General features: G+C 70.7%; 18 protein-coding genes and 1 tRNA gene. 6 read left to right on the forward strand and 13 right to left on the reverse strand.

Annotated elements, in window-relative coordinates; translation table 11 throughout:
- Positions 1 to 128: 128 nt before the first annotated feature.
- The 3 genes from KBX50_RS26830 to KBX50_RS26840 form a co-directional block, all read right to left on the reverse strand.
- Positions 129 to 1751 carry a hypothetical protein gene (locus tag KBX50_RS26830; protein WP_210940455.1) on the reverse strand — a complete coding sequence of 541 codons (1623 nt, stop codon included), beginning with the start codon at positions 1749 to 1751 and terminating at the stop codon, positions 129 to 131.
- A 76-nt stretch (positions 1752 to 1827) separates the two neighbouring features.
- Positions 1828 to 2706: a hypothetical protein gene (locus KBX50_RS26835; RefSeq protein WP_307871083.1), complete on the reverse strand. Its 879-nt coding sequence runs from the start codon at positions 2704 to 2706 to the stop codon at positions 1828 to 1830.
- A gap of 125 nt (positions 2707 to 2831) precedes the next feature.
- A tRNA-Thr gene (locus tag KBX50_RS26840) sits at positions 2832 to 2908 on the reverse strand.
- A gap of 321 nt (positions 2909 to 3229) precedes the next feature.
- On the opposite strand from KBX50_RS26840, the gene KBX50_RS26845 reads away from it, so the two are divergent.
- Positions 3230 to 4321 carry an ABC transporter ATP-binding protein gene (locus tag KBX50_RS26845; RefSeq protein ID WP_210940456.1) on the forward strand — a complete coding sequence of 364 codons (1092 nt, stop codon included), beginning with the start codon at positions 3230 to 3232 and terminating at the stop codon, positions 4319 to 4321.
- Between the two features lie 66 nt (positions 4322 to 4387).
- On the opposite strand, the gene rlmB is transcribed toward KBX50_RS26845, so the two are convergent.
- Both rlmB and cysS read right to left on the reverse strand, forming a co-directional pair.
- A complete protein-coding gene (gene rlmB / locus KBX50_RS26850) occupies positions 4388 to 5509 on the reverse strand; it encodes a 23S rRNA (guanosine(2251)-2'-O)-methyltransferase RlmB (protein WP_210940457.1) in 1122 nt (373 codons plus the stop codon).
- Positions 5509 to 6924, reverse strand: coding sequence for a cysteine--tRNA ligase (gene cysS, locus KBX50_RS26855; protein ID WP_210940458.1), 1416 nt, complete (start codon positions 6922 to 6924; stop codon positions 5509 to 5511). Before cysS ends, rlmB begins: the two co-directional genes overlap by 1 nt.
- Positions 6925 to 7145: 221 nt before the next feature.
- Between cysS and KBX50_RS26860 the strand changes: the two genes are divergently transcribed.
- Positions 7146 to 7838: an IclR family transcriptional regulator gene (locus KBX50_RS26860; RefSeq protein WP_374224737.1), complete on the forward strand. Its 693-nt coding sequence runs from the start codon at positions 7146 to 7148 to the stop codon at positions 7836 to 7838.
- 421 nt (positions 7839 to 8259) lie between these two features.
- A complete protein-coding gene (locus tag KBX50_RS26865; RefSeq protein WP_210940459.1) occupies positions 8260 to 9162 on the forward strand; it encodes an endonuclease domain-containing protein in 903 nt (300 codons plus the stop codon).
- Positions 9163 to 9220: 58 nt separating this feature from the next.
- Here the strand turns inward: KBX50_RS26865 and KBX50_RS26870 are convergent, their stop codons facing one another.
- From KBX50_RS26870 to KBX50_RS26880, 3 genes are read right to left on the reverse strand one after another with little or no spacing between them, the layout of a single operon-like run.
- Positions 9221 to 10897, reverse strand: a complete 1677-nt coding sequence (locus KBX50_RS26870) for a S8 family serine peptidase (protein ID WP_210940460.1) — start codon at positions 10895 to 10897, stop codon at positions 9221 to 9223.
- A gap of 35 nt (positions 10898 to 10932) precedes the next feature.
- A complete protein-coding gene (locus tag KBX50_RS26875) occupies positions 10933 to 11673 on the reverse strand; it encodes an HAD family hydrolase (RefSeq protein ID WP_210940461.1) in 741 nt (246 codons plus the stop codon).
- Positions 11674 to 11686: 13 nt separating this feature from the next.
- Positions 11687 to 12646 carry a DMT family transporter gene (locus KBX50_RS26880; RefSeq protein WP_210940462.1) on the reverse strand — a complete coding sequence of 320 codons (960 nt, stop codon included), beginning with the start codon at positions 12644 to 12646 and terminating at the stop codon, positions 11687 to 11689.
- A gap of 83 nt (positions 12647 to 12729) precedes the next feature.
- Here KBX50_RS26880 and KBX50_RS26885 point away from each other — a divergent pair, with 83 nt between their 5' ends.
- Positions 12730 to 13275: a CGNR zinc finger domain-containing protein gene (locus tag KBX50_RS26885; RefSeq protein ID WP_210940463.1), complete on the forward strand. Its 546-nt coding sequence runs from the start codon at positions 12730 to 12732 to the stop codon at positions 13273 to 13275.
- Positions 13276 to 13313: 38 nt separating this feature from the next.
- On the opposite strand, the gene KBX50_RS26890 is transcribed toward KBX50_RS26885, so the two are convergent.
- The 3 genes from KBX50_RS26890 to KBX50_RS26900 are packed head-to-tail and all read right to left on the reverse strand — an operon-like array spanning position 13314 to position 14694.
- Positions 13314 to 13709 (reverse strand): pyridoxamine 5'-phosphate oxidase family protein, encoded by a 396-nt coding sequence (locus KBX50_RS26890; RefSeq protein WP_210940464.1) that lies wholly within the window; start codon positions 13707 to 13709, stop codon positions 13314 to 13316.
- Positions 13706 to 13891, reverse strand: coding sequence for a DUF397 domain-containing protein (locus tag KBX50_RS26895; protein WP_210940465.1), 186 nt, complete (start codon positions 13889 to 13891; stop codon positions 13706 to 13708). Before KBX50_RS26895 ends, KBX50_RS26890 begins: the two co-directional genes overlap by 4 nt.
- The gene (locus tag KBX50_RS26900; protein ID WP_210940496.1) at positions 13882 to 14694 is read right to left on the reverse strand and encodes a helix-turn-helix transcriptional regulator; all 813 of its coding nucleotides are present in this window, start codon (positions 14692 to 14694) and stop codon (positions 13882 to 13884) included. Before KBX50_RS26900 ends, KBX50_RS26895 begins: the two co-directional genes overlap by 10 nt.
- Before the next feature lie 348 nt (positions 14695 to 15042).
- Between KBX50_RS26900 and KBX50_RS26905 the strand changes: the two genes are divergently transcribed.
- Positions 15043 to 15312 (forward strand): hypothetical protein, encoded by a 270-nt coding sequence (locus KBX50_RS26905; protein ID WP_210940466.1) that lies wholly within the window; start codon positions 15043 to 15045, stop codon positions 15310 to 15312.
- Positions 15313 to 15428: 116 nt separating this feature from the next.
- On the opposite strand, the gene KBX50_RS26910 is transcribed toward KBX50_RS26905, so the two are convergent.
- A complete protein-coding gene (locus KBX50_RS26910) occupies positions 15429 to 16838 on the reverse strand; it encodes a class II fumarate hydratase (protein WP_210940467.1) in 1410 nt (469 codons plus the stop codon).
- A gap of 182 nt (positions 16839 to 17020) precedes the next feature.
- Here KBX50_RS26910 and KBX50_RS26915 point away from each other — a divergent pair, with 182 nt between their 5' ends.
- Complete coding sequence (locus tag KBX50_RS26915) at positions 17021 to 19414, forward strand: DNRLRE domain-containing protein (RefSeq protein ID WP_210940468.1); 2394 nt, start codon at positions 17021 to 17023, stop codon at positions 19412 to 19414.
- Positions 19415 to 19474: 60 nt separating this feature from the next.
- Here KBX50_RS26915 and KBX50_RS26920 read toward each other — a convergent pair whose 3' ends face one another.
- Positions 19475 to 21139 (reverse strand): fumarate hydratase, encoded by a 1665-nt coding sequence (locus KBX50_RS26920; protein ID WP_210940469.1) that lies wholly within the window; start codon positions 21137 to 21139, stop codon positions 19475 to 19477.
- Positions 21140 to 21293: the final 154 nt, after the last annotated feature.

Here is a 21293-nt window from a genome sequence, read left to right on the forward strand (position 1 = left end):
GCCTCCGCCCCACCGACTGACAACCCGTCCCCTCTCCCGCGATCATGCAGTTGTGGTCGCCGATACGTCCCTTTCATGCCCTTGTGTTACTGCCACAACTGCATGATCGCGGGAGAGGGGACGGGTTGTCAGTCGGTGGGGCGGAGGCGGCGGACGGCGGAACGCGCGGTACGGCGGGCGGTACGGGCACCGGCCAGCAGGAGGCGGCCGGCTCGTGCGGTGGGGGTGCCGTGGAGTAGTGAGACGATCCGGCGCAGCCGTTTCAACTCGCCGTCACGCTCGGTCAACGTCCGTTCGTACCAGTCCTGGAGCGCGCGCGCCTCGGACAGCTCGCGGGCCAACCGGTCCCGGTCCAACAGCAGTTCCCGCCACCCCCCGGCAGCCGCACCCGCCACGTGGTCGACCGATGTCCCCGGCTCCCGACCGGACATCGTGGTCAGCATGGCGGCCAGCTCACCGGCCGGCCAGAGGTCGGCGAGCCCGGCGTCGATCAGCCGGGACGCCAGCCGCCGCAGCGCCAGCATCGGCTCGGTGGACTCGGCCAGACCGTGCCAGGTGCCGGCCGGGGTGACGACGACGGCGTCCGCCGGCATCCCCGCCGCCGCACCACGCTGCCAGGTGGTGAGCAGCGCCCGCACCGCCGGCAGGTCTCGGCGCAACGTCGCGGCCACCACCAGATCCTCGACGGTACGCCCCGACGGAACGGTCTCGCCGTCGGCGAACCGCCACCCGCCCGCCGGATCCCGGCCCACCTCCCGGAGCCGACCGTCCCGCACCAGCAGTGTCGCCGGCGGCAACGCCCCGGTCCGGTCGACCCCAAGGTGGGCGCGCGCGGCGGCGGGCTGGTCCGCCAGGGTAGGCGGATCCGGCAGGCGCTCGCCGAGCAGCACCCAGGCCGGCGCTAGCTCGACGGCGATCCCGTTCCGGACGGCGGATCCGGTCAGTCGAGCCGGGTCGGCCAGCAGCGGTGCGGCCGGCACCCGGCCATCGCGTCCGGTGGCCGGGTCACGCGTCCCGCCCCCGCCGTCGCCGTCGCCGTCGCCGTCGCCGTCGCCGTCGACAGCCTGATCGCCGAGGACGGCGTGGAGGAACCCGGTCAGGTCCGGGTCGGCCAGCAGTTCCGTGTTGACCAGAGCGGTCGGCGCTACGGGGGACGGAAAGACCGCCCAGGCGCCGCCGATCCGCAGCCCCGACGCCGTCAGCCGGGCCCGCAGCCGGGCGGGGCCGGCCGGGCGGGTGTGGTCGTACTCGCCGAGTGCCGCCCAGTCGGAGTCGGCGCTCGGCGGCGAGGTCAGCAACCGGTGCAGCCCGAGTGGGTTCTCGGCCCCGAGCAGCAGCCGGCCGCCGGGCCGCAGCACCGACACCAGCAGGTCGAAGGTCTCGCCCCAGGGCAGCTGCGCCCCCTCCACCGAGCCGAGGCGGTCCAGCCCGTCCAGGGCGACCACGGTGTCGTACGGGGGTGTGCCAGCGAGCTTCTCCGGGCCACCGCAGCACACCCGCACCCCGGAGCGCTCGGCGTAACGGTCGGCCAGCGCCTCGGCGTCGGGCAGCCCCCGCACCAGCACGGTCAGGTCGGTCAAGGGCAGCGCGTCGAGCAGTTGAGGGTCGTGTGGCCCCACCACCAGCGTGCGGCCGGACGCGACGGTCAGCAGGGCCGTCAGCCCCGGCCCGCGTACCGGTCCCGGGCCGTGCGCGGCGTCGAGATCCGACCAGCCGAGCATCTCGCCACCGAACAGGTGCACCTCGCTCATCGCGCCACCTCGCTGCGCTCGGCGTCACGACGAGCCACCACCGCGCAGAGCCGGATGACTCGCTCGCTGCGCTCGCTCATCGCGCCACCTCGCTGTGCTGCTCGGCGCCGGACCGGACCGTGGGGGCCTGGTGCCGGTCGGCGGGCTCGGGCCAGCGGAACAGCCGCCGCAGCTCGGCTGGTGGCAGCAGCCGGTCGGCTCCCAGCTCGGCGACGGCCAGGGCACGGGCGCTGTCCGGGTCGACCTGCCGGCCGTGCAGGTCCGCCCACTGGCGGCGGATCCGTGGCTGGCCGCCCCAAATCGGCGCCTCGCCGGCCAGCTGCATCGGATCGCCGTAGACGGCCGGTTCACAGCCGGCCAGGATGCCGTAGAACACCGCGCTGCACAGCCGGTTCGAGGCGACCCGGCGATGCCGGCGCAGCTCGGCCAGTTGCCGGTGGAGGAAACCCGGGTCGAGGTCACGCCACCGGCCGCCCCGGTAGCCGTGGCAGACCACCCGGAAGCCGGCCCGCTCGTAGTGCTGGCGTACCCGGGTGGATCGGTACTCCTGCCAGTAGAGGCAGACCGTCACCGGCCCCGGTTCGACGGCCCGGATCTCCTCGATCAGCCGGTCGTGATCGCCGACGACCTGCTGCCCCTCCCAGCCGTGGAAGGGGTACCAGATGGTGCCCTCCCGCCGTTGCGGGTCGTCCGGTTCCATCGCCAACAGGTACGCCCACGGGGAACCGACCACGTACGTCTGTCGGCGGCCGAGGGACCAGGCCCGCCGCCGGGTCCGCTCCGACCACAGGAACAGCGGTACGCCCGGCACGAACTCGTGGTCGTACGCCATGCCGTCGCCGATGTTCCAGCCGTGCTGGAGGTAGCCGTGGATGCGTGGCGGATCCCGGTCGTCGAGCCCGCAGTAGCGGGCCAGCACGTGGGAGTGCCCGTAGTAATGGTTGGCATGGTGCACGGTGGCGGGCGCCCCTGGTCGTGGTGACGGGTCACGGCGTGACGGGTGGAGGCGGAGCCTAACCGGCCCGTCTGAACACCCGGCCACGCCGAGATGTCCGCCCGGTGTGCCATGCGCGATATAGATGGAGCCCCCGGCCGGGATCGAACCGGCGACATCCCGCTTACAAGGCGGGTGCTCTGGCCAGCTGAGCTACAGGGGCGTTGTGTCGTGGCCAGCATAGCGACCGACGTCCGGTTTTCCTGCTCGGCAGGGGTCCCGAGCATGGGAAACGTCAACATCCCGACGCGTGGACGTCGATTCGTGTCCGCCCGTGCCCGAGTGACCGGAATGCGAATGCTTCGGAAGTACCGCTCGACGGTGGACCTTGGCATTGCGGCGAAAGCCGTTTACCGTGCAGTGACACGGCCGACACGGGCCCGCCCCGCAGCGGCCGTGGCGCCGGTACGGGCATCCGTGCCGGTCGCTCCTTCACTCGGATCGTCCGGCACGTTCCTGCCGGTGAAAGGAAGCGTCCCCCCTCATGGCTACGGTCACCTACGCGAAGGCGTCCCGGATCTACCCGGGCACCGAACGCCCCGCGGTCAACCAGCTCGACCTCCAGATCGGCGACGGCGAGTTCCTCGTCCTCGTCGGCCCCTCCGGTTGTGGTAAGTCCACCAGCCTGCGCATGCTCGCCGGCCTGGAGGACGTCGACGACGGCGCGATCTACATCGACGACCGGGACGTCACCCACCTGCCGCCGAAGGCCCGCGACATCGCGATGGTCTTCCAGAACTACGCCCTCTACCCGCACATGACGGTGTACGAGAACATGGCGTTCGCGCTCAAGCTGCGCAAGACCTCCAAGTCCGAGATCGACCGGCGGGTCAAGGAGGCAGCGGCGCTGCTCCAGCTGGAGGAGTACCTCAGCCGTAAGCCCAAGGCGCTCTCCGGTGGTCAGCGCCAGCGGGTCGCGATGGGCCGGGCCATCGTCCGGGAGCCGCAGGTCTTCCTGATGGACGAGCCGCTGTCGAACCTCGACGCCAAGCTGCGGGTGCAGACCCGTACGCAGATCGCGTCGCTGCAGGCCAAGCTCGGCATCACCACCGTCTACGTCACCCACGACCAGGTCGAGGCCATGACCATGGGCCACCGGGTCGCGGTCATGCTCGACGGCGTGCTCCAGCAGGTCGACACTCCGCGGACGCTCTACGACACCCCGGCCAACGTCTTCGTCGCCGGCTTCATCGGCTCGCCCGCCATGAACATCAAGACCGTGCCGTTCAGCGAGCAGGGCGCTTCGTTCGCCGAGATGTCCGTGCCGCTGACCCGCGAGCAGGTCGAGGCGGCCAACGCCGAGGGTGGCAACGGCAAGGTGACCGTGGGCTTCCGTCCGGAGGACTGCGACATCGTCAGCCCGACCGAGGGTGGCATGCCGGTAGTGGTCGAGCTGGTCGAGGACCTGGGCTCCGACGCCAACGTCTACGGCCACGCCGCGCTCGACGGCGCTTCCGAGCGGTTCGTGGTCCGCACCGACCGCCGGACCATGCCGAAGCTCGGCGACACGATTTTCGTAAAGCCGCGTACCGGCCAGAGCCACGTCTTCCACTCCGCCACCGGGCAGCGCATCTGAGTTGGCAACCGAAAGGGGCGGTCCGCCGATGGCGGGCCGCCCCTTTCGCGTACGCTCTGCGGTTTCTCAGCCCTCGACGGCCCGGCGGCGCGCCACCTCGGCCAGCGTGACCGCGGCGGCGACGCTGGCGTTCAGTGACTCCACCTCGGAGATCATCGGGATGCTGACGGTGAGGTCGCAGGTCTGCCCGACCAGGCGGGACAGCCCCCGCCCCTCCGAGCCGACCACCACGACCAGCGGGCCGACGGCGGCCTCAAGGTCGTACAGGTCCGTCTCCCCGTCGGCGTCCAGACCGACCACCATGAACCCGGCGTCCTGGCAGGCTTTAAGCGACCGGGTCAGGTTGGTCACCTGGGCCACCGGCACCCGGGCCGCCGCGCCCGCGCTGGTCCGCCAGGCGGTCGCGGTGATCCCGGCGGCCCGCCGTTCCGGTACGAAGACACCCTGCGCGCCGAATGCCGCAGCGGAGCGGATCACCGCGCCGAGGTTACGCGGATCGGTGACCCCGTCCAGCGCCACCAGCAGCGGCGCCGGCTGTTCCAGTGCGGCGGCGACCAGATCCTCGAACGGCTCGTACGCGAACGGTGGCACCTGGAGACCGACGCCCTGATGCAGCACGCCCCCGGTCATCCGGTCCAGCTCGGCACGGCTGACCTCAAGGATCGCGATGCCCCGGTCGGCGCCGGTACGGATGATCTCCTTGACCCGGTCGTCGACGTCGATGCCCTGCGCCGTGTAGAGCGCGGTCGCCGGCACCTGGGCACGTAGCGCCTCCAGCACCGGGTTTCGACCGACCAGCAGCTCCGCCGCGTCCTTCGCCGGGTTGGACTTACGTCCCGGCGCGACCCGGGGACCGCCCCGCCCGGCAGGCTGCCTACCTCGCCCCGGACTGGCGGAGGCCGTGCCCCGGCCACCGCCCTTGCCCCAGGTGGTGTCCTTGCTGCCGGGCTTGCCGATCTTCGGGGCACGCCCCTCCTCGGCCGCCGCCCGGCGTTCCTTCTCCTGCTTCCAGGCGGTGCGCTGCGGCAACTTCTCGGTGCCGGAGTACGCCTTGTGCCAGGGCCGCTCGTCGGCCGGCAACGTCCGGCCGCGCCCGGCGAGGGAGTCCCGGTTCTTTCCGCCGGACCCCTTCGGGGCATTGGCCTTGGACGCCACCCGTCGACCACGGCGCTGCGAGTTGCCGGCCATCAGTCCTGCTCTCCAATAGTCCAACGCGGCCCTTGTGGGGTGTCCTCGACCACCACTCCGGCCCGCTTGAGTTGATCCCGCAGCGCGTCGGCGGCGGCCCAGTCCTTGCGGCCCCGGGCCTGCGCGCGCTGTTCCAGTGCCAGGGCGATCAGGGAGTCCACCACACCACGGAGGTCGCTCGCCCGGGCTCCGCCGGTCCAGGCCGGGTCGAGAGGGTCGACTCCGAGGATATCCAGCATCGCGCGGACGCTGGCGAGCGTGGTGCGGACGGTCACATCCTCCCCGTCGGCCAGCGCGTTGTTGCCGTCCCGCAGCACCTCGTGCAGCGCCGCCAGGGCGGCCGAGGTGTTCAGGTCGTCGTCCATCGCGGCGACGAACGCGGCTGGCAAATCGCCCAGCCCACCCGCGCCTACCCGTTCCACGGCGCGGGTCACGAAGCCCTCGATCCGCCGGTACGCGACGGCCGCCTCGCGCAACGCCTCCTCGGAGTAGTCGATCCGGGAACGGTAGTGGGCGGCCACGTAGTAGTAGCGCAGCTCGACCGGGCGCACCCCGAGGGAGGCGACGTAGGCCAGGTCGAGGGCGTTGCCCAGCGACTTGCCCATCTTCGTCCCGCCGATGCCGAGCAGGCCGTGATGCACCCAGTACCGGGCGAAGGGCAGGCCGGCGGCCTGGGACTGGGCCAGCTCGTTCTCGTGGTGCGGGAAGGTCAGGTCGAGACCGCCGCCGTGAATGTCGAACTCCGCGCCCAGATAGCGCCAGCACATCGCCGAGCACTCGATGTGCCAGCCGGGTCGGCCCCGTCCCCACGGCGACGGCCAGTAGGCGTCCGCCGGCTCATCCGGCTTGGCACCCTTCCAGAGTGCGAAGTCGCGCGGGTCACGCTTGCCCCGGTCCGGCGCGTCACCGGCGGACTGCATGTCGTCGGGCGACTGGTTGGACAACGCCCCGTACGCCGGCCACGAGCACACGTCGAAGTACACGTCACCCGAGCCGTCGGTGGCCGGGTAGGCGTGCCCCCGCTCGATCAACTGTGCGATCAGTTCGTGCATCTCGGGGATGTGACCGGTGGCGCGCGGTTCGTAGGTGGGTGGCAGCACGTTCAACGCCCGGTACGCCTCGGCGAGCTTCAACTCGTTGGCGTACGCGATCGACCAGAAGGGGCGCTCCTGTTCCTGCGCCTTGACCAGGATCTTGTCGTCGATGTCGGTCACGTTGCGGATGAAGGTGACCTCGAAACCGGCAACCGTCAGCCAGCGACGCAACACGTCGTAGTTGACGCCGGAGCGAAGATGGCCGATGTGCGGCGGCGCCTGGAGGGTGAGACCACACAGGTAGACCCCCACCTTGCCGGCTTCCCGCGGGACGAAGTCCCGCACCGATCGGGTGGCGGTGTCATACAGGCGTAGCGTCACCGTACAAGGGTAGCCGTCCGCTGTTGCCTGCCCGGTCGGAGCCTGGTAGCACCCGGCCGCTCCGCGCCTGCCGATGACCACCCGCTGGCCGTACGCTGCTGGTCGTGAGCACTTCAGCGACGCCCGGCGCTGCCGTACCGCCGCCGAACGACCCGGCGCCAAACGGCTCAGCACTTGCCGGCGAGCCGACATCCGGCGGGCCGGCTTCAGGTGAGTCAGCGTTGAGCGAGCCGGCGCGTGGTGGCGAGGCGTCGAGCGGGCCGGCGTCGAGCGGGCCGGTGCGGGGTGGCGAGGCGTCGCAGACCCTGGACCGGGGGCTGCGGCTGCTGCACCTGGTGGCGGATGTCCCGGGTGGGTTGACCGTCACCGAGGCCGCGAACCGGTTGGGCATCGGTCGGGCCGCCGTCTACCGGTTGGTCGGTCCCCTGGCCGGGCACGGCATGCTGCGCCGTGACACCGACGGCCGACTGCGCCTCGGCGCCGGGGTGCTGCACCTGGCCCGGCGAGCCCAACCGCTGCTCGCCGAGGGCGCACTGCCCGCCTTGCGCCGACTCGCTGAACAGGCCGGAGCCACTGCCCACCTCACGGTGGTGGAGGGCGGCGAGGGGGTCGCGCTGGCGGTCGTCGAGCCGAGTTGGACGTCGTTTCACGTCGCGTACCGGACCGGGGCCCGACACCCGCTGGAACGCGGGGCCGCCGGGCGGGCCATCCTGGCGGGCCGGTCGGGCGACGCCGGCCCGGTGAGCACCGCCGGTGAGCTGCAATCCGGCGCGTACGGGGTAGCCGCGCCGGTGCTCGGGGTACCCGGCCTGGAGGCGAGCGTCGGGGTGGTGGCACTGGCCCCGCTGGACGCCGAGGCGGTCGGCGCACAGGTACTGGCCGCCGCCACCGCCATCACCACCGCCCTGACCTGACCGCCCGCCCCTTCCGCTGGCCCTACCGCCCGCCCCGTTCCCCTGACCTGACCGGCCCAGCCCTGCCGAACCGCCCGGCAACACCGGCCCTGCCCGACAAGACCGGCCCTGCCCGACAAGACCGGCGCTGCCCGACCCGACTTGCGGCAAGTTGCGCCGAAACCACAGCTCGAAAGCCCAACTTGCCGCAAGTCGCGGCACGGGCCTGGGCAGTCAGGCCGGGCGTGCGCGACCAGCCCAGCACGGGCAGGGCAGCACGGGCAGGGCAGCACGGGCAGGGCAGTACGGGCAGGGCAGCAGCGACGCCTATAGCACAATCGGCGAGGGCTGGGAGGGTTATCCACAGGGGACGGCCGAGGCCCTGCCGGCGGTTGTCCACAGGGGCTGCCGAGGCGACCACACGACGCGCAGGCTCTCGTTCATGCCAGCTCAAGCACACCGACCGAGTGCCCTTGCGTGGCAGGTCTTCCGCGGCTCGGAGGCCGTCCGCCAGAACCTACTCACCACGCACCAGCTTCGCAGTTCCGCCTGGGCTCGACTACGGCGGGACATTTACGCCGATGCCCGGCTCGATCGCGATCACGAATTGGCCTGCCGCGCCGTGGCGTTGCAACTGCCGGTCGCGGCAGCCTTCGCCGGCCCGTCGGCGGCGTACCTGCACGGGGTCGAGCATGCCGCAAGCTTCGCCGACAAGGTTCACGTGCTCGTGCCGGCTCCAACCGGGCTGCGCAGCCAACCTGGCCTGCAAGTGCACACGATGTCGGAGGAACCCTGGCTCCAGGGCATCGGCACGGGCACGCTCCGCCGCACCAACCCGACCCGGGCAGCATGGGAGAGCGCCGTCTGGCTGCAGCCGACCCGCGCGATCGCCATCATCGACACCCTGCTCGGCCGGGGACTCACCACCCGGGCAGCTCTCGCCCAGTTCGCGGCCCTGCACGACCGCCGTCCCGGGATACGCCGGGCGAACTGGCTGTTCGATCTGGCTGAGCCGGCGGCCCAGTCGCCGGCCGAGTCACAGCTGCGCATCCGCCTGGTGCTGGCCGGTCTGCCTCGACCGGTAGTGCAGCATCCGGTGCAGGTGTCCGGCGGCCTGACCCTGCATCCGGACCTCGCCTGGCCCGGCGTCCGGGTGGCGGTGGAATACGACGGGCACTGGCATTCCGACCACGAACAGCTACATCGGGACCGACAGCGACTCAACCGTCTCGTCGGTGCCGGCTGGTTGGTACTGCACGTGACCAGTCGTCGTCTCCACCAGGATTTCCCGGGGGTGGTCCGGGAAATCCGCGCCGCGCTACTTGACCGGGGGTGGCGCCGATGACAGCAGGTGGCCGGGCTGAGGTTCCAGCCCGGCCACCGTGCCCCTGATCAGAGGCGTGCTATCGGCGCGGCTTGACAGTCACCGCCGCGTACGCGTCGACGATGCCGTGCCCGTAGAACCCGTTGAAGTTGCGCGAGCCGGCGCAGTAGGCGTCGAACTCGGCCGGGCGATCTTCATTGGCGTAGCTGAACAGCCGCGGCTCCGGGCAGGCCCGCTCGGCGGCCGTCCGAAGGAGCTGCTTCTCGACCAGGTCCGGCGCCATGCCGTAGCCGTCACGGCCCTGCTTCTTGCCGTAGCGGCTCACGATCAGCGCGGCGACCCCGGAGGCGTGCGGTGCCGCCATCGAGGTGCCCTGCAGGTAGGTGTAGTACCCGCACTCGCCGTTGCGCTTGCAGTCCTTGAACACGAAGGTCTCGGCGCCGGGCACGATGTTGCCGTCCTCGTCGACCGCGCCCTCCTCCTGGAGGACATGCTTCGGGTAGGTGGAGAGGATCATGTTGGCGTCGGTACGGAACGTGTCCGTGCCGAAGCCGTCGCGGAACCAGCCACCGGGAGCGGCGACAGCGGTCTGCTCAGTCCCGTAGTTGGAGAAGTCGGACTTCTTGCCCGACGGGCCGACCGAGGAGACGCTGATGACGTGCGGCCCTTCGGTGGGCAGGTCCCAGCAGCTGTCGTTGTCGATCTCGCGCGGGTAGGGCGCGACGTCGCCGTAGTTGGGGCTGGAGGCGTCGGTGCGCGGGTCGCCCAGGTCCTCGTGGTTGTTGCCAAGGGCGCCCACGAGAGTCACGCCCCGGTTGTGGGCGAAGGTGAGCGCCCGCCGCATTGCCTTGATGGTGGCCCGCTGGGCCGCCTGCGCCTCCGGCGAGTCAGCCGGGTTGGCCGTGCAGTTGTAGAGCCACGGGTCGACGTAGAAGGACATGTTGACCACGTCCAGGCCCGAACGGCCGGCGTGCAACAGGGCGTTGACCACCGGGTTCAGGAAGAAGTAGCCGGAGTCCTGGCCACCCTTGAGCTCGACGAGCGAGACCTTCGGCGCGACCCCGGAGAGGCCGAACCCGTTGGCGGCGGCACCGATGGTGCCGGCGACGTGGGTGCCGTGACCGCCGTCGTCGGTGCCGACCGGGTCCAGGCAGCTCGCCACCTCACACTCCCCGTCGACCTCCGGGATGTCGGGGGCGAAGTTGCGTGACAGTGCCCAGTCGAAGTTGGGAGCGATGTCGGGGTGACCGGCGTCCACGCCGGTGTCGAGGACGCCGACGGTCACCCGGCGATCGCCGGGCTCCACCTTGCGCGCCTTGTCGGCCCGGATCATCTCCAGACCCCAGAGCTTGTCGTCCAGCGGGTCCATCTTCTTGCCCCGCTGCTTACCGGCGCCCTTGGCGGCCGCCGCAGCCAGCAGGTGCTCCTGCTCGACCCGGTCGAGGCGCGGTTTGCGCCCGATCGCCTTCTCCTCAGCCGCACCGATCAGGGCGGCGGCGGAGGTCGCCTTCGTCGCGAAGTCGGCCTGGTCGGTCGTCACCTGGTAGACACCGACCTCGTCGCTGCGGGACACCACGGTCCCGCCCGCCGACCGGATCGCGGCGATCGCCGCGTCGGTGGAGACGCCGTCCTCGGCGACCACGGTGAAGGTCCGCAGGTCCGCCGGCTCGGCGCTGGCGGGAACTCCCAGACCTGTGACCGTGAGTGTCAGCGCCGTCGCGGTCGCGACGGCACCGACGGTGAAGCGCTTGCTCACCACATCGGATCCTCTCGTTGAGGGACGTGGCGTCATCAGACATCAATGCGTGAGGTTTCGCCAGAGCAGCGCCGGATTAACGGCGGAAGATCCGCTTCGCCGGAAAGATCGGCCAGCACGCTGGGCAGTTCGGCCAGGGTCGAGACCACGGCGTCCGGCACCACATCGGCCGGCAACCGCTCGCCTCGGCGGTTCAGCCACACGGCCCGCAGGCCAGCCTGCTGTGCTCCGACCACGTCATGGGCCGGGTTGTCGCCGACATGTACCACTTGAGCCGGATCGACTCCGGCGGCAGCGCATACGGCCGCGTAGAAATCCGGGGCCGGTTTCTTCGGCACTCCGTCGCAATGCGCGTACACCTCGAAGGCGAACTCGCCGACGAGGCCGCAGCGTTCGGCGCGGCTGTTGCCGTTGGTGGCGAGGCCCAGCGTCCATCGTTGACGCAGAGCCGCCAGTGCCGGCAGCGTGTCGACGAACGGCCGGGTCAGCGCGAAGCGGCGGGCGAAGAAGAGCTCGCTGATCTCGTCCAGGTGCGCACCGAGCCCGGCCCGGTCCAGGGACCGGGCGAGGGCGGCACGCCGGATCTCGGCCACCGGCGCGGCGGCCAGGTCACCGAAGACCGCGCCCCAGTCCGATTCCAGGTCCGCGAGCGTGACGCCGGCCGCCACCGGGGTCAGCCGCCGCATCTGCGCCAGCACGGCTTCCAGCCCTGCCGTGACGGCCGGACGCAGATCGACCAGGGTTTCGTCGGCATCGAACACCACCGTGCTCAGCATGCCGTTCAGCATGTCACCGCAGGGCGGGCTCCGTCGCCTTCAGCGGAGCCGGCCGGACGGGGATCCGCAGCTCGTCGAGGCGGACGAGCGCCACACCCGCGACGATCAGCAGTCCGCCGAACAGTTGCACCACCGTCGGCAGCTCTCCCAGGACCAGCCAGGCGATCAGGACCGCGAACATCACCTCGGTCAGCCCGACGAAGGAGGCCATCCGGGAGCCAAGCGCCCGCACCGCGGCGATCCCCACCAGGTAGGCGACCACTGCGGCCACCAGCGTCAGACCGGCGATCGGCACCAGCCAACTGGTCTGCGTGCCGGCGAACTGCACGGTGTCGAAGGTGGCCCGCAACGGCAACGCGCCACTCAGGCCGAGCAGCAACAGCACACCGGCACCGGCGGCCATCCCGCCACTGGCCATGACCGTCGACGGCAGGGCCGGGTCGACCCGGCCGGCGAGCACGAAGTATCCGGCCAGCCCGACCGCCGCACCGAGTCCCCAGAGGACGCCGACCACGTCGAGCCGGCCCGTCCCGGTCACGTCGAGCACGAAGATCAGCCCGACCATGGCCGCCACCGAGCCGGCGACGGTGAGCCGCCGGGGACGCTGGCCCTGCACCAGCCAGGTCCATCCGACGACGAGAATGATGCCGAGGTATTCCAGCAGCAACGCGACGCCGACCGGCAGGTACCGCACGGCGTTGAAGAAGCACGCCTGCGCGACCGCGACCCCGAGCAGCCCGAAGACGCCGATCGAGGCGAGGTTGCGGCGCAACACCGGCCAGCGCCCCCGCAGGACGAGCACGGCGGGCACCATCAGGATCAGAGCGGCGATGCCGACCCGGGCGATGACGACCGCCTCGGCCGACCAGCCGGCGTCGATCAGGGATCGGGCGAAGGTGCCCGAGGTGGCAAAGGTGATCGCGGAGAGCAGCGCGAGCGCGAGACCGGTACCTGCGGCGGGCGGTTGACGCATGGGGCTCTCCTTGGCACGACTGCCCGCCATGGGCAAAATGGGTTACGCCGATGACGCTAGGTGGAGCCACGACAGGAGTCAAGTTGCTTTTCGCCCATGACACTGAGTGTTCTCTGATCGCCGCCGCAGCGCTGGTCAACACCGCCGGATCCAGCGGAGAGGGCCTCCCGGATGTCGCCGCCCTGGACGCCTTCTTCACCAGTCACTCCTACAGCGGCCGGCACGAGCACACCGACACCGAGCTACGAGCGGTACGTGCCCTGCGCCCCCGTCTCCGCCGGATCTGGTACGCCGAGGTGGACGAGATCGTGTCGATCGTCAACGCCCTGCTCCGCGAGCACCGCGCGCTGCCCCAGCTCATCACGCACGACACCGAGCCCTACCATCTGCACGCCGTGCCCCGGGACGCCCCACTCGCCACCCGAATCGCGGTCGAGGCGGCGATGGCCGTCGCAGACGTGGTACGCGGTGGCGAACTGCGCCGGCTGCGCATCTGCGAGCACCCCGACTGCGACAACGTGCTGGTCGACCTCTCCAAGAACCGCTCCCGCCGGTTCTGTGAAGCCGGCTGCGGCAACCGGGCCGCCGTCAGCGCCTACCGCGCCCGCCGGGCCGCGGCCCGCTCCTGAGCGCTGGTGTGCGGCCCGTCCGAAGCGACCGACGCAGGTCAGCGGGCACGGCCGGCCATCAGCCAGCGGGTCACCGCGACCCGGAGCAGCACGTAGCGGCCGTCTGGGCCATCCACCGTGACGTCCCAACCGTCGTACCGGCGGCGAAGCGCCTCGACGACGTCGGGCGGGAAGAGCCGGCGGACGATGCTCGCCTCGCCCTCCGCGACGACCGGCGCATCTCCGTCGGGCAGCGCCAGCGACACCCGGGGGTCAGCGGCGATGTTGCGGACCTTCCGGTTGCGCTCACCGGAGCCGATCCACCACTCACCCTCGGCATAGTGGAACCAGACCGGCGTCAGATGCGGCGAGCCGTCCGGCCGCAGCGTGCAGATCCACACGACCCGCTCCCGCGCCAGCCGCTCCAACACCTCCGCGCCGGGCGAGGTGGTCACGTCCGGCGCGGCGGTGCCGCGACAAAGACCCGCCAGGCGTACGCGTCAAAGCTCAGCACCGGCCCAGCCGGATCCTTACTGTCCCGCACCCCCACCCCGGAACGCCCGACCGCCACCTCGACGCACTCGTTGGCCTGGGAGCTGCGGCTGCTCTTGCGCCAAGGCTCACTGTTCAGGCCCATGATTCGGCCACCTCTCTCGTCAGGTTGACGGATTCCTGCGGAGGCAGCGCCAAGCCCAACGTAGCTTCCCAGACGACATGCAGTCGATCGAGGGCTGCCGCCTCGTGCAACTCGTGCGTCTTGACCTGGCCACCGAGGCAGCCGAGTTCGCTGCCGTCCGGAAGTGTCGCAACCACAAAGCCACCAGCGAGCGCGGGGTATTCCTCGCGGGAGCGCGAGACGACGTGCACAGTGACCCTGGGATGCTCGGTTGCGATGCGGGCAAGGTGCGCTGCCTGCTCAGCCATCACTTTGGGACTCCCGACCTGACGCCGCAGCACGCCCTCGTCAAGGATCGCGATCAGCCGGGGCGGCCTATCGCCATACAAGACCCTCTGAGAGTCCATCCGATCCGTCAGCCGACTCGTCACCTCCTCGGCCGGTAGCAGATCCCCAGACTCGAAGACCGCCCGCGCATAAGCCTCCGTCTGCAGCAGGCCAGGGACGTATACCGGTTCAAACCAACGCAATTTTGTCGCCTGTTCGACGATGGCGCGCCAGCCGCGTTGCCAGACCTGGGCTTTGTCGAGGGCTACCAGGTCGGTGAGCATGCGACCGAAGATGCCGCCGGTGTCGAGGGCCTTGTCGGCCAGGTCCAGGTACTTCGGGGTGGGCGGTTGCTGGCCCAGCTCGACCGCACTGACCATCGACGGTGAGTAGTTGACGGCCTTGGCCAACTCTTCCTGACTCCACCCCCGCCGGACCCGAGCCCGGCGCAGTTCCGCAACCAGGAACGCCGCCGCCGTCAGCTGTCCACCCGCCATCTCCAACCGCCCTCCAGAAACCGGTCGATCGACTCCAGCGCCACGCCATCGGCAACCCGGCCACCGGCAGTGGCTCTCGGACAGCAGGCACAAACACTTCCGAGCGTAGGGGCGTCATCAGCAGACTGTGAAGCGCGACGCTCGCCGCTCATCCCCCGAGCTCGGCGTCGAGGTGGGACCGTCCGCTCCCCCGGCCGGGCGGTCCCACCGCCGGGGCGATTTACGCAAACGACTCAGCTCGACAGGAGGCTGTCCCATGTCCCGAACCGCGCCCCGAACTGCCCGTCGAACCGCCTCCCGAATCGCACCCCGAACCGACCGGCACGGCGGCGGCCGAGGGTGAGGGGCATGGGCGCGTCGCCCCGGACACATCTGCCGTTGCGTCCGCTCTGGCTCTGCCGGGTCTGCGCCGCACCGTGGCCCTGCGCCGCCGCGCGGCTCGATCTCGTTGCTGAGTACGCCGACGACCGGGTCGCGCTCAGCATCTACCTCTGCGCGGTGCTGCACGAGGCGGCCGCCGACCTGTACCGCCTGAACCCGCAGGACGGTCCGGACCCAGCGACGCTCTTCGCCCGCTTTCTCGCCTGGGTGCCCAGGCATCGAATGGCCGATGGCTGATCGACTCCGGTTGCGGCATCTTGCGGCCATCAGCCGCCCGGATACGCCGAGATGCCGCAACCAGAGTCGATCAAGCCAGCCCGACCGGCAGGCGCGGGCGCGGGCGGTGGCTGGGGTCAGGGGTGGGTCATGCGGAGCAGGTCGAGCGCCTCCTCCAACTGGGTCTCCGAGAGTTTGCCGGAGTCGAGATGGCCCCGCGAGATCACCACCTCCTTGATGGAGATCTGCTTCGCCAGCGCCTCCTTGGCGATCGAGGCGGCCTCGTCGTAGCCGAGGTGACGGTTGAGCGGTGTGACGATCGACGGCGAGCCCTCGGCGTACGACAGGCAGACCTCGGCGTCCGCGACCAGGCCGACCACGCACCGGTCGGCGAACAGGCGGCTCGACGCGGCGATCAGCCGGATCGACTCCAGGATGTTGCGACCCATCACCGGCAGCATGACGTTCAGCTCGAAGTCGCCCTGCGAGCCGGCGAAGGCCACGGTCGCGTCGTTGCCTACCACCTGCGCGCAGACCTGCCGGACGGCCTCGCAGACCACCGGGTTGACCTTGCCGGGCATGATCGACGAGCCCGGTTGGAGGTCCGGGATGCGCAGTTCACGTAGGCCGGCGCGCGGACCGGAGCCCATCCAGCGGATGTCGTTGGCGATCTTGTAGAGCCCGACCGCGACGGTACGCAGCTGCCCCGACGTCTCGACCAGGGCGTCCCGGGAACCCTGCGCCTCGAAATGGTTGCGCGCCTCGGTCAACGGCAGCCCGGTCGAGGCGCGCAGCTTCTCGATCACCCGGGCGGCGAAGCCGAGCGGGGTGTTGATGCCGGTGCCGACCGCCGTACCGCCCAGCGGCAGCTCAGCCAGCCGGGGCAACGCGGCCTCCAAGCGTTCGATGCCGTAGCGAACCTGGGCGGCGTACCCGCCGAACTCCTGCCCGAGCGTCACCGGGGTGGCGTCCATCAGGTGCGTACGCCCGGCCTTCACGACGGTCTCGAACTCCGACGCCTTCGCCTCCAGCGCGGCGGCCAGGTGGTTCAGCGCCGGCAGCAGATCCCGTACGACGGCCTCGGTGGCCGCGAGATGGATCGACGAGGGGAAGACGTCGTTGCTGGACTGCGAGGCGTTGACGTCGTCGTTGGGATGAACGCTGCTGCCCAGTTCCCGCCCGGCCAGGGTGGCGATCACCTCGTTGGTGTTCATGTTCGACGAGGTACCGGAGCCGGTCTGGAACACGTCCACCGGGAACTGGTCGTCGTACCCGCCGTCGGCCACGTGCGCCGCGGCTGCGGCGATCGCCGCGGCCACGTTCGCGTCGATCACCCCCAGGTCGCCGTTGACCTCCGCCGCCGCGCCCTTGATCTGGGCCAGCGCCCGGATCTGGGCCGGCTCGATGCCTCGGCCGGAGATCGGGAAGTTCTGCACCGCCCGCTGCGTCTGGGCCCGCCACAGCGCCTCGGCGGGCACCTCCACCTCGCCCATCGAGTCGCGTTCGATCCGGTAGCCGGTCGCCTCTGGAGTCGTCACGCGTACCATCCTGCCCCGCGCCGCGACGACGTGCAGACGATCGCCCGCAGCCGCCGATCCGGGCCGGCCGGGGCACGCCTTCCGACCGAAAGTCTGGAGCCCGCAAGGCAGCGACGCTTTTAAGATCGTCGAGATCTTGCCACTCCGCTCAGGAGGTTTGCACGTTGCATGACAACGGGGGTACCACCGGCGTGCGCACCGCACGTCAGTGGCGCGCACCGCGCCGATTCCTCATCACCGGGGCGGCCGCCCTGCTCACCGCGCCACTCGCCGTGATCGGCACCACCACGCCAGCGGCCGCCGGCGTGATCAGGTTCGAGCGCGCGACGAGCATCAGCTACACGGACGCCAAGCAGCCGGCCGTCGCGTTCCCGGTGAGCACCACCGACAACGTGCCGATCGGCACCTGGAAGTCCGACGAGGTGAAGCACACCTCCCGGGCGTACTTCACCTTCGACCTCACGCCCTATCGGGGCAAGGCGGTGATCAACGCGTACGGGGTGACCGGCGAGTCGTCGGTGACCGACTGCGAGAAGCCTCGCAAGATCGAGATCTGGCGTACGGACACGCCGGCACAGCCACCGACCTGGAACACCGCGCCGCAGGTGCACGAGAACGCCGACGCCGTCTTCGATTCTCCCGCCTGCCCGGCTGGCTACCTCGAACTCGACCTCACCGACATCGTGCGCCAGGCGGTGGCCGACGGGCAGGACAGCCTCACCCTGATGGCCCGGATCGCCGGGAAGAAGGAGAAGGAGAGGCGCTTCAGCCGGTGGCTGAAGCCGCTGGGCATCTCGATCGAGGCGAACGCCGCGCCCGACGTACCCAGCGCGCTGACCGTCGCCGGTCTCGCCTGCGCGGATGGCCGCCGGATCGGCACCACCAGGCCGGTGCTCAGCGCCGAGATCACCGATCCGGACAAGGCCGAGGGATCGTCCGGAGATCAGGTGACCGCGACCTTCGCCTGGTGGCCTGTCGATCGGCCCACCGAGCGCACCGAGTGGACGTCCTACCCCTACTACGCACCGGCCCGCTTCACCCATACCGTGCCGGAGGGTGGGATGGTCAACGGCGGGACGTACGCCTTCTCGGTGCGCGCCGCCGACCAGCACGCCAGTTCCGACTGGTCACCGGAGTGCCGGTTCACCGTCGACACGGTGCGCCCGCCGGCCCCGACGGTGACCTCCACCGACTACCCGTCCGGTTGGAATCCGCCAGGTCACGGCGGCCCAGGCATCCCCGGCACCTTCCACTTCACCGCGCCGGGCGCGGACGACATCGCCGGCTACTACTACGGCGAGAACGGCCTGACGTCCTACGTGGCCGCCGACGAGTCGGGGGCCGCCACCATCAGTCACGCGCCGACCCGCAGCCCCTTCGGCCGGCTGTACGTGCAGGCCGCCGACCGGACCGGCAACCGCTCGACACAGACGACGTACGAGTTCACGGTCCGCGACACGGCACCCCGGATCACCGACGGGAATCCGGACGGCGCGATCGGTGAGCCCCGCGAGCTGACGTTCACGCCCGGCATGGAGGACGTGGTCGAGTACACCTACCGACTCAACGACGACGAGCCGGTCACCGTGCCGGCCGGCGCGGACGGCACGGCCACCGCGACGATCACTCCCCGCAAGTCCGGCTCGAACCGGATCACCGTGACCAGTCGGACCTCCGGCGGGCTGCCCAGCGGCGAGGGGCAGTTGTCCTTCTACCTGTCGACCGAGCCCACCGTCTCGTCGGAGCAGTACCCGATCGGAGGTGCCGAAGGTGCCCTCGTCGGTACCCCCGGCACGTTCGTCTTCCACCCCGGCATGCCCGGCGTGACCGAGTACGTGTGGTCGGTGGCCGGCGGACCGGAGCAGACGGTCGCCGCCGAGGCGGACGGTACAGCGAGCGTGACCTTCACCTCCACCTTCGGCGGATTCCACTGGATGGAGGTCTACAGCCGGACCGCCGACGGCACTCTCTCCGGGACCGCCTCGGTGTACTTCGAAGCGACCTCGTGGGCACCGACGATCGAGTCGACGGACTACCCCGTCTACCAGGAGAGTGGTGGGCCGGGCGTGGCCGGTGAGTTCACCTTCCGACCGGCCCGCGACGGCGTGACCGGCTACGTCTACACCTTCGAGGGCGAGGAGGAGCGGACGGTCACGGCGGGCGCCGACGGGGTCGCCACGATCAACTGGACGCCGCAGTCCTACCCGGCCGACCGTTCCGGCTGGGTCCGGCTGACCGTACGCGCCACGATGGGGTCGATGGTCTCGGACGAGACCGAGCACTCTTTCGTCCTCAACCGGCTGGCCCCGACCGTGACCAGCTCGGACTACCCGCCTACCGGCGGGGGTGGGCCAGGCGTGTCGGGCCAGTTCACGCTGACCGCGCAGATGCCCGGCAGCACCGAGTTCATCTACCGGTACAACGGCGAGGAGCAGACGGTCGCCGCCGGAGCCGACGGCACCGCGACGATCACGCTGACCCCGCAGTACGACGGAAGCCATTACCTGTACGTGTCGAGCAGGACCTCGTCGGGCATCACGTCCGGCGAGGACTACTACTACTTCTACGTCAACTACCCGGGCTGACGTCCGGAACGGCGAGGGGCGCCGGGCGGAAGCCCGGCGCCCCTCGTCAAGTCGGTGTGGTCAGCGCCTACCGATGGTGAGGACCGGCTTGGTGACCTCGGCGAAGAAGTCGTTGCCCTTGTCGTCGACCACGATGAAGGCGGGGAAGTCCTCCACCTCGATCTTCCAGACCGCCTCCATGCCCAGCTCGGCGTACTCCAGGACCTCGACGTGCTTGATGCAGTCCTGGGCGAGTCGGGCTGCGGGGCCGCCGATCGAGCCGAGGTAGAAGCCGCCGTGCTGCTCGCAGGAGCGGGTGACCTGGGCCGACCGGTTTCCCTTGGCGAGCATCACCATCGAACCGCCGGCGGCCTGGAACTTCGCCACGTACGCGTCCATCCGGCCGGCCGTGGTCGGGCCGAACGAGCCGGAGGCGTAGCCCTCCGGGGTCTTCGCCGGGCCGGCGTAGTAGACCGCGTGATCGCGCAGGTACTGCGGCATCGGCTCGCCCGCGTCCAGCCGCTCGGCGATCTTCGCGTGAGCGATGTCCCGGGCCACCACCAGCGGGCCGCTCAACGACAGCCGGGTCTTCACCGGGTACTTGGAAAGCTCGGCGCGGATCTCGTCCATCGGCCGGTTGAGGTCGACGCGTACCACCTCGGTCGCGTCCAGCTGCGCCTCGGTGACATCGGGCAGGAAGCGGGCCGGGTCGGTTTCGAGTCGTTCCAGCCACACGCCCGACGGGGTGATCTTGGCCACTGCCTGCCGATCGGCCGAGCAGGACACCGCGATCGCCACCGGGCAGGACGCGCCGTGCCGGGGCAACCGCACCACGCGGACGTCGTGGCAGAAGTAGCGCCCGCCGAACTGCGCGCCGATGCCGAAGTTGCGGGTCAACTCCAGCACCTCGGCCTCCAGCTCCAGGTCCCGGAAGCCGTGCGCGGTCATCGAGCCGGAGGTGGGCAGGGCGTCGAGGTACTTCGCGGAGGCGTACTTGGCGGTCTTGAGGGCGTACTCGGCGCTGGTGCCGCCGATCACCACCGCCAGGTGGTACGGCGGGCAGGCGGAAGTGCCGATCAGCCGCAGCTTCTCCTCCAGGAACTGCATCATCCGCGTCGGATTCAACAGTGTCTTCGTTTCCTGGTAGAGGTACGACTTGTTGGCCGAGCCGCCGCCCTTGGCCATGAACAGGAACTTGTACGCGTCCGGGTGCCCGTCCGGGTCCTCGGCGTACAGCTCGACCTGCGCGGGCAGGTTGCTGCCGGTGTTGCGCTCCTCCCACATGGTGAGCGGGGCCAGTTGCGAATAGCGCAGGTTCAACCGGGTGTACGCCTGCCACACGCCCCGCGAGATCGCCTCGGCGTCGGTTCCGTCGGTGAGCACGTGCCGGCCGCGCTTGCCCATCACGATCGCGGTGCCGGTGTCCTGGCACATCGGCAGCACCCCGCCGGCAGCGATGTTGGCGTTACGCAGCAGGTCGAGCGCGACGAACCGATCGTTCGGGGAGGCCGCCGGGTCATCGATGATCGACCGCAGCTGGGCGAGGTGCGCGGGGCGCAGGAAGTGCGCGATGTCGTGCATCGCCTCGGCGGTCAGCGCGGTCAGCGCGGCCGGCTCGACCGTCAGGAACCGGCGACCGCCCGGACCGTTGACCACATCGACGCCCTCGTCGGTGACCAGGCGATAGTCCGTCTGGTCCGGACCGGTCGGCAGCAGCGGGGCGTACACGAATTCGGCGGCGCTCACGACGACACTCCGCTTCGCTCCGTGCCGCCGTGAGGCACCACCGCACTGGGCTGAAGATTCGCTCGCTGCCGCTCGCTCACGACGACACTCCGCTTCGCTCCGTGCCGCCGTGAGGCACCACCGCACTGGGCTGAAGATTCGCTCGCTGCCGCTC

This window comes from Micromonospora sp. C51 (assembly GCF_018070435.1).
Lineage (GTDB): Bacteria > Actinomycetota > Actinomycetes > Mycobacteriales > Micromonosporaceae > Micromonospora > Micromonospora sediminimaris.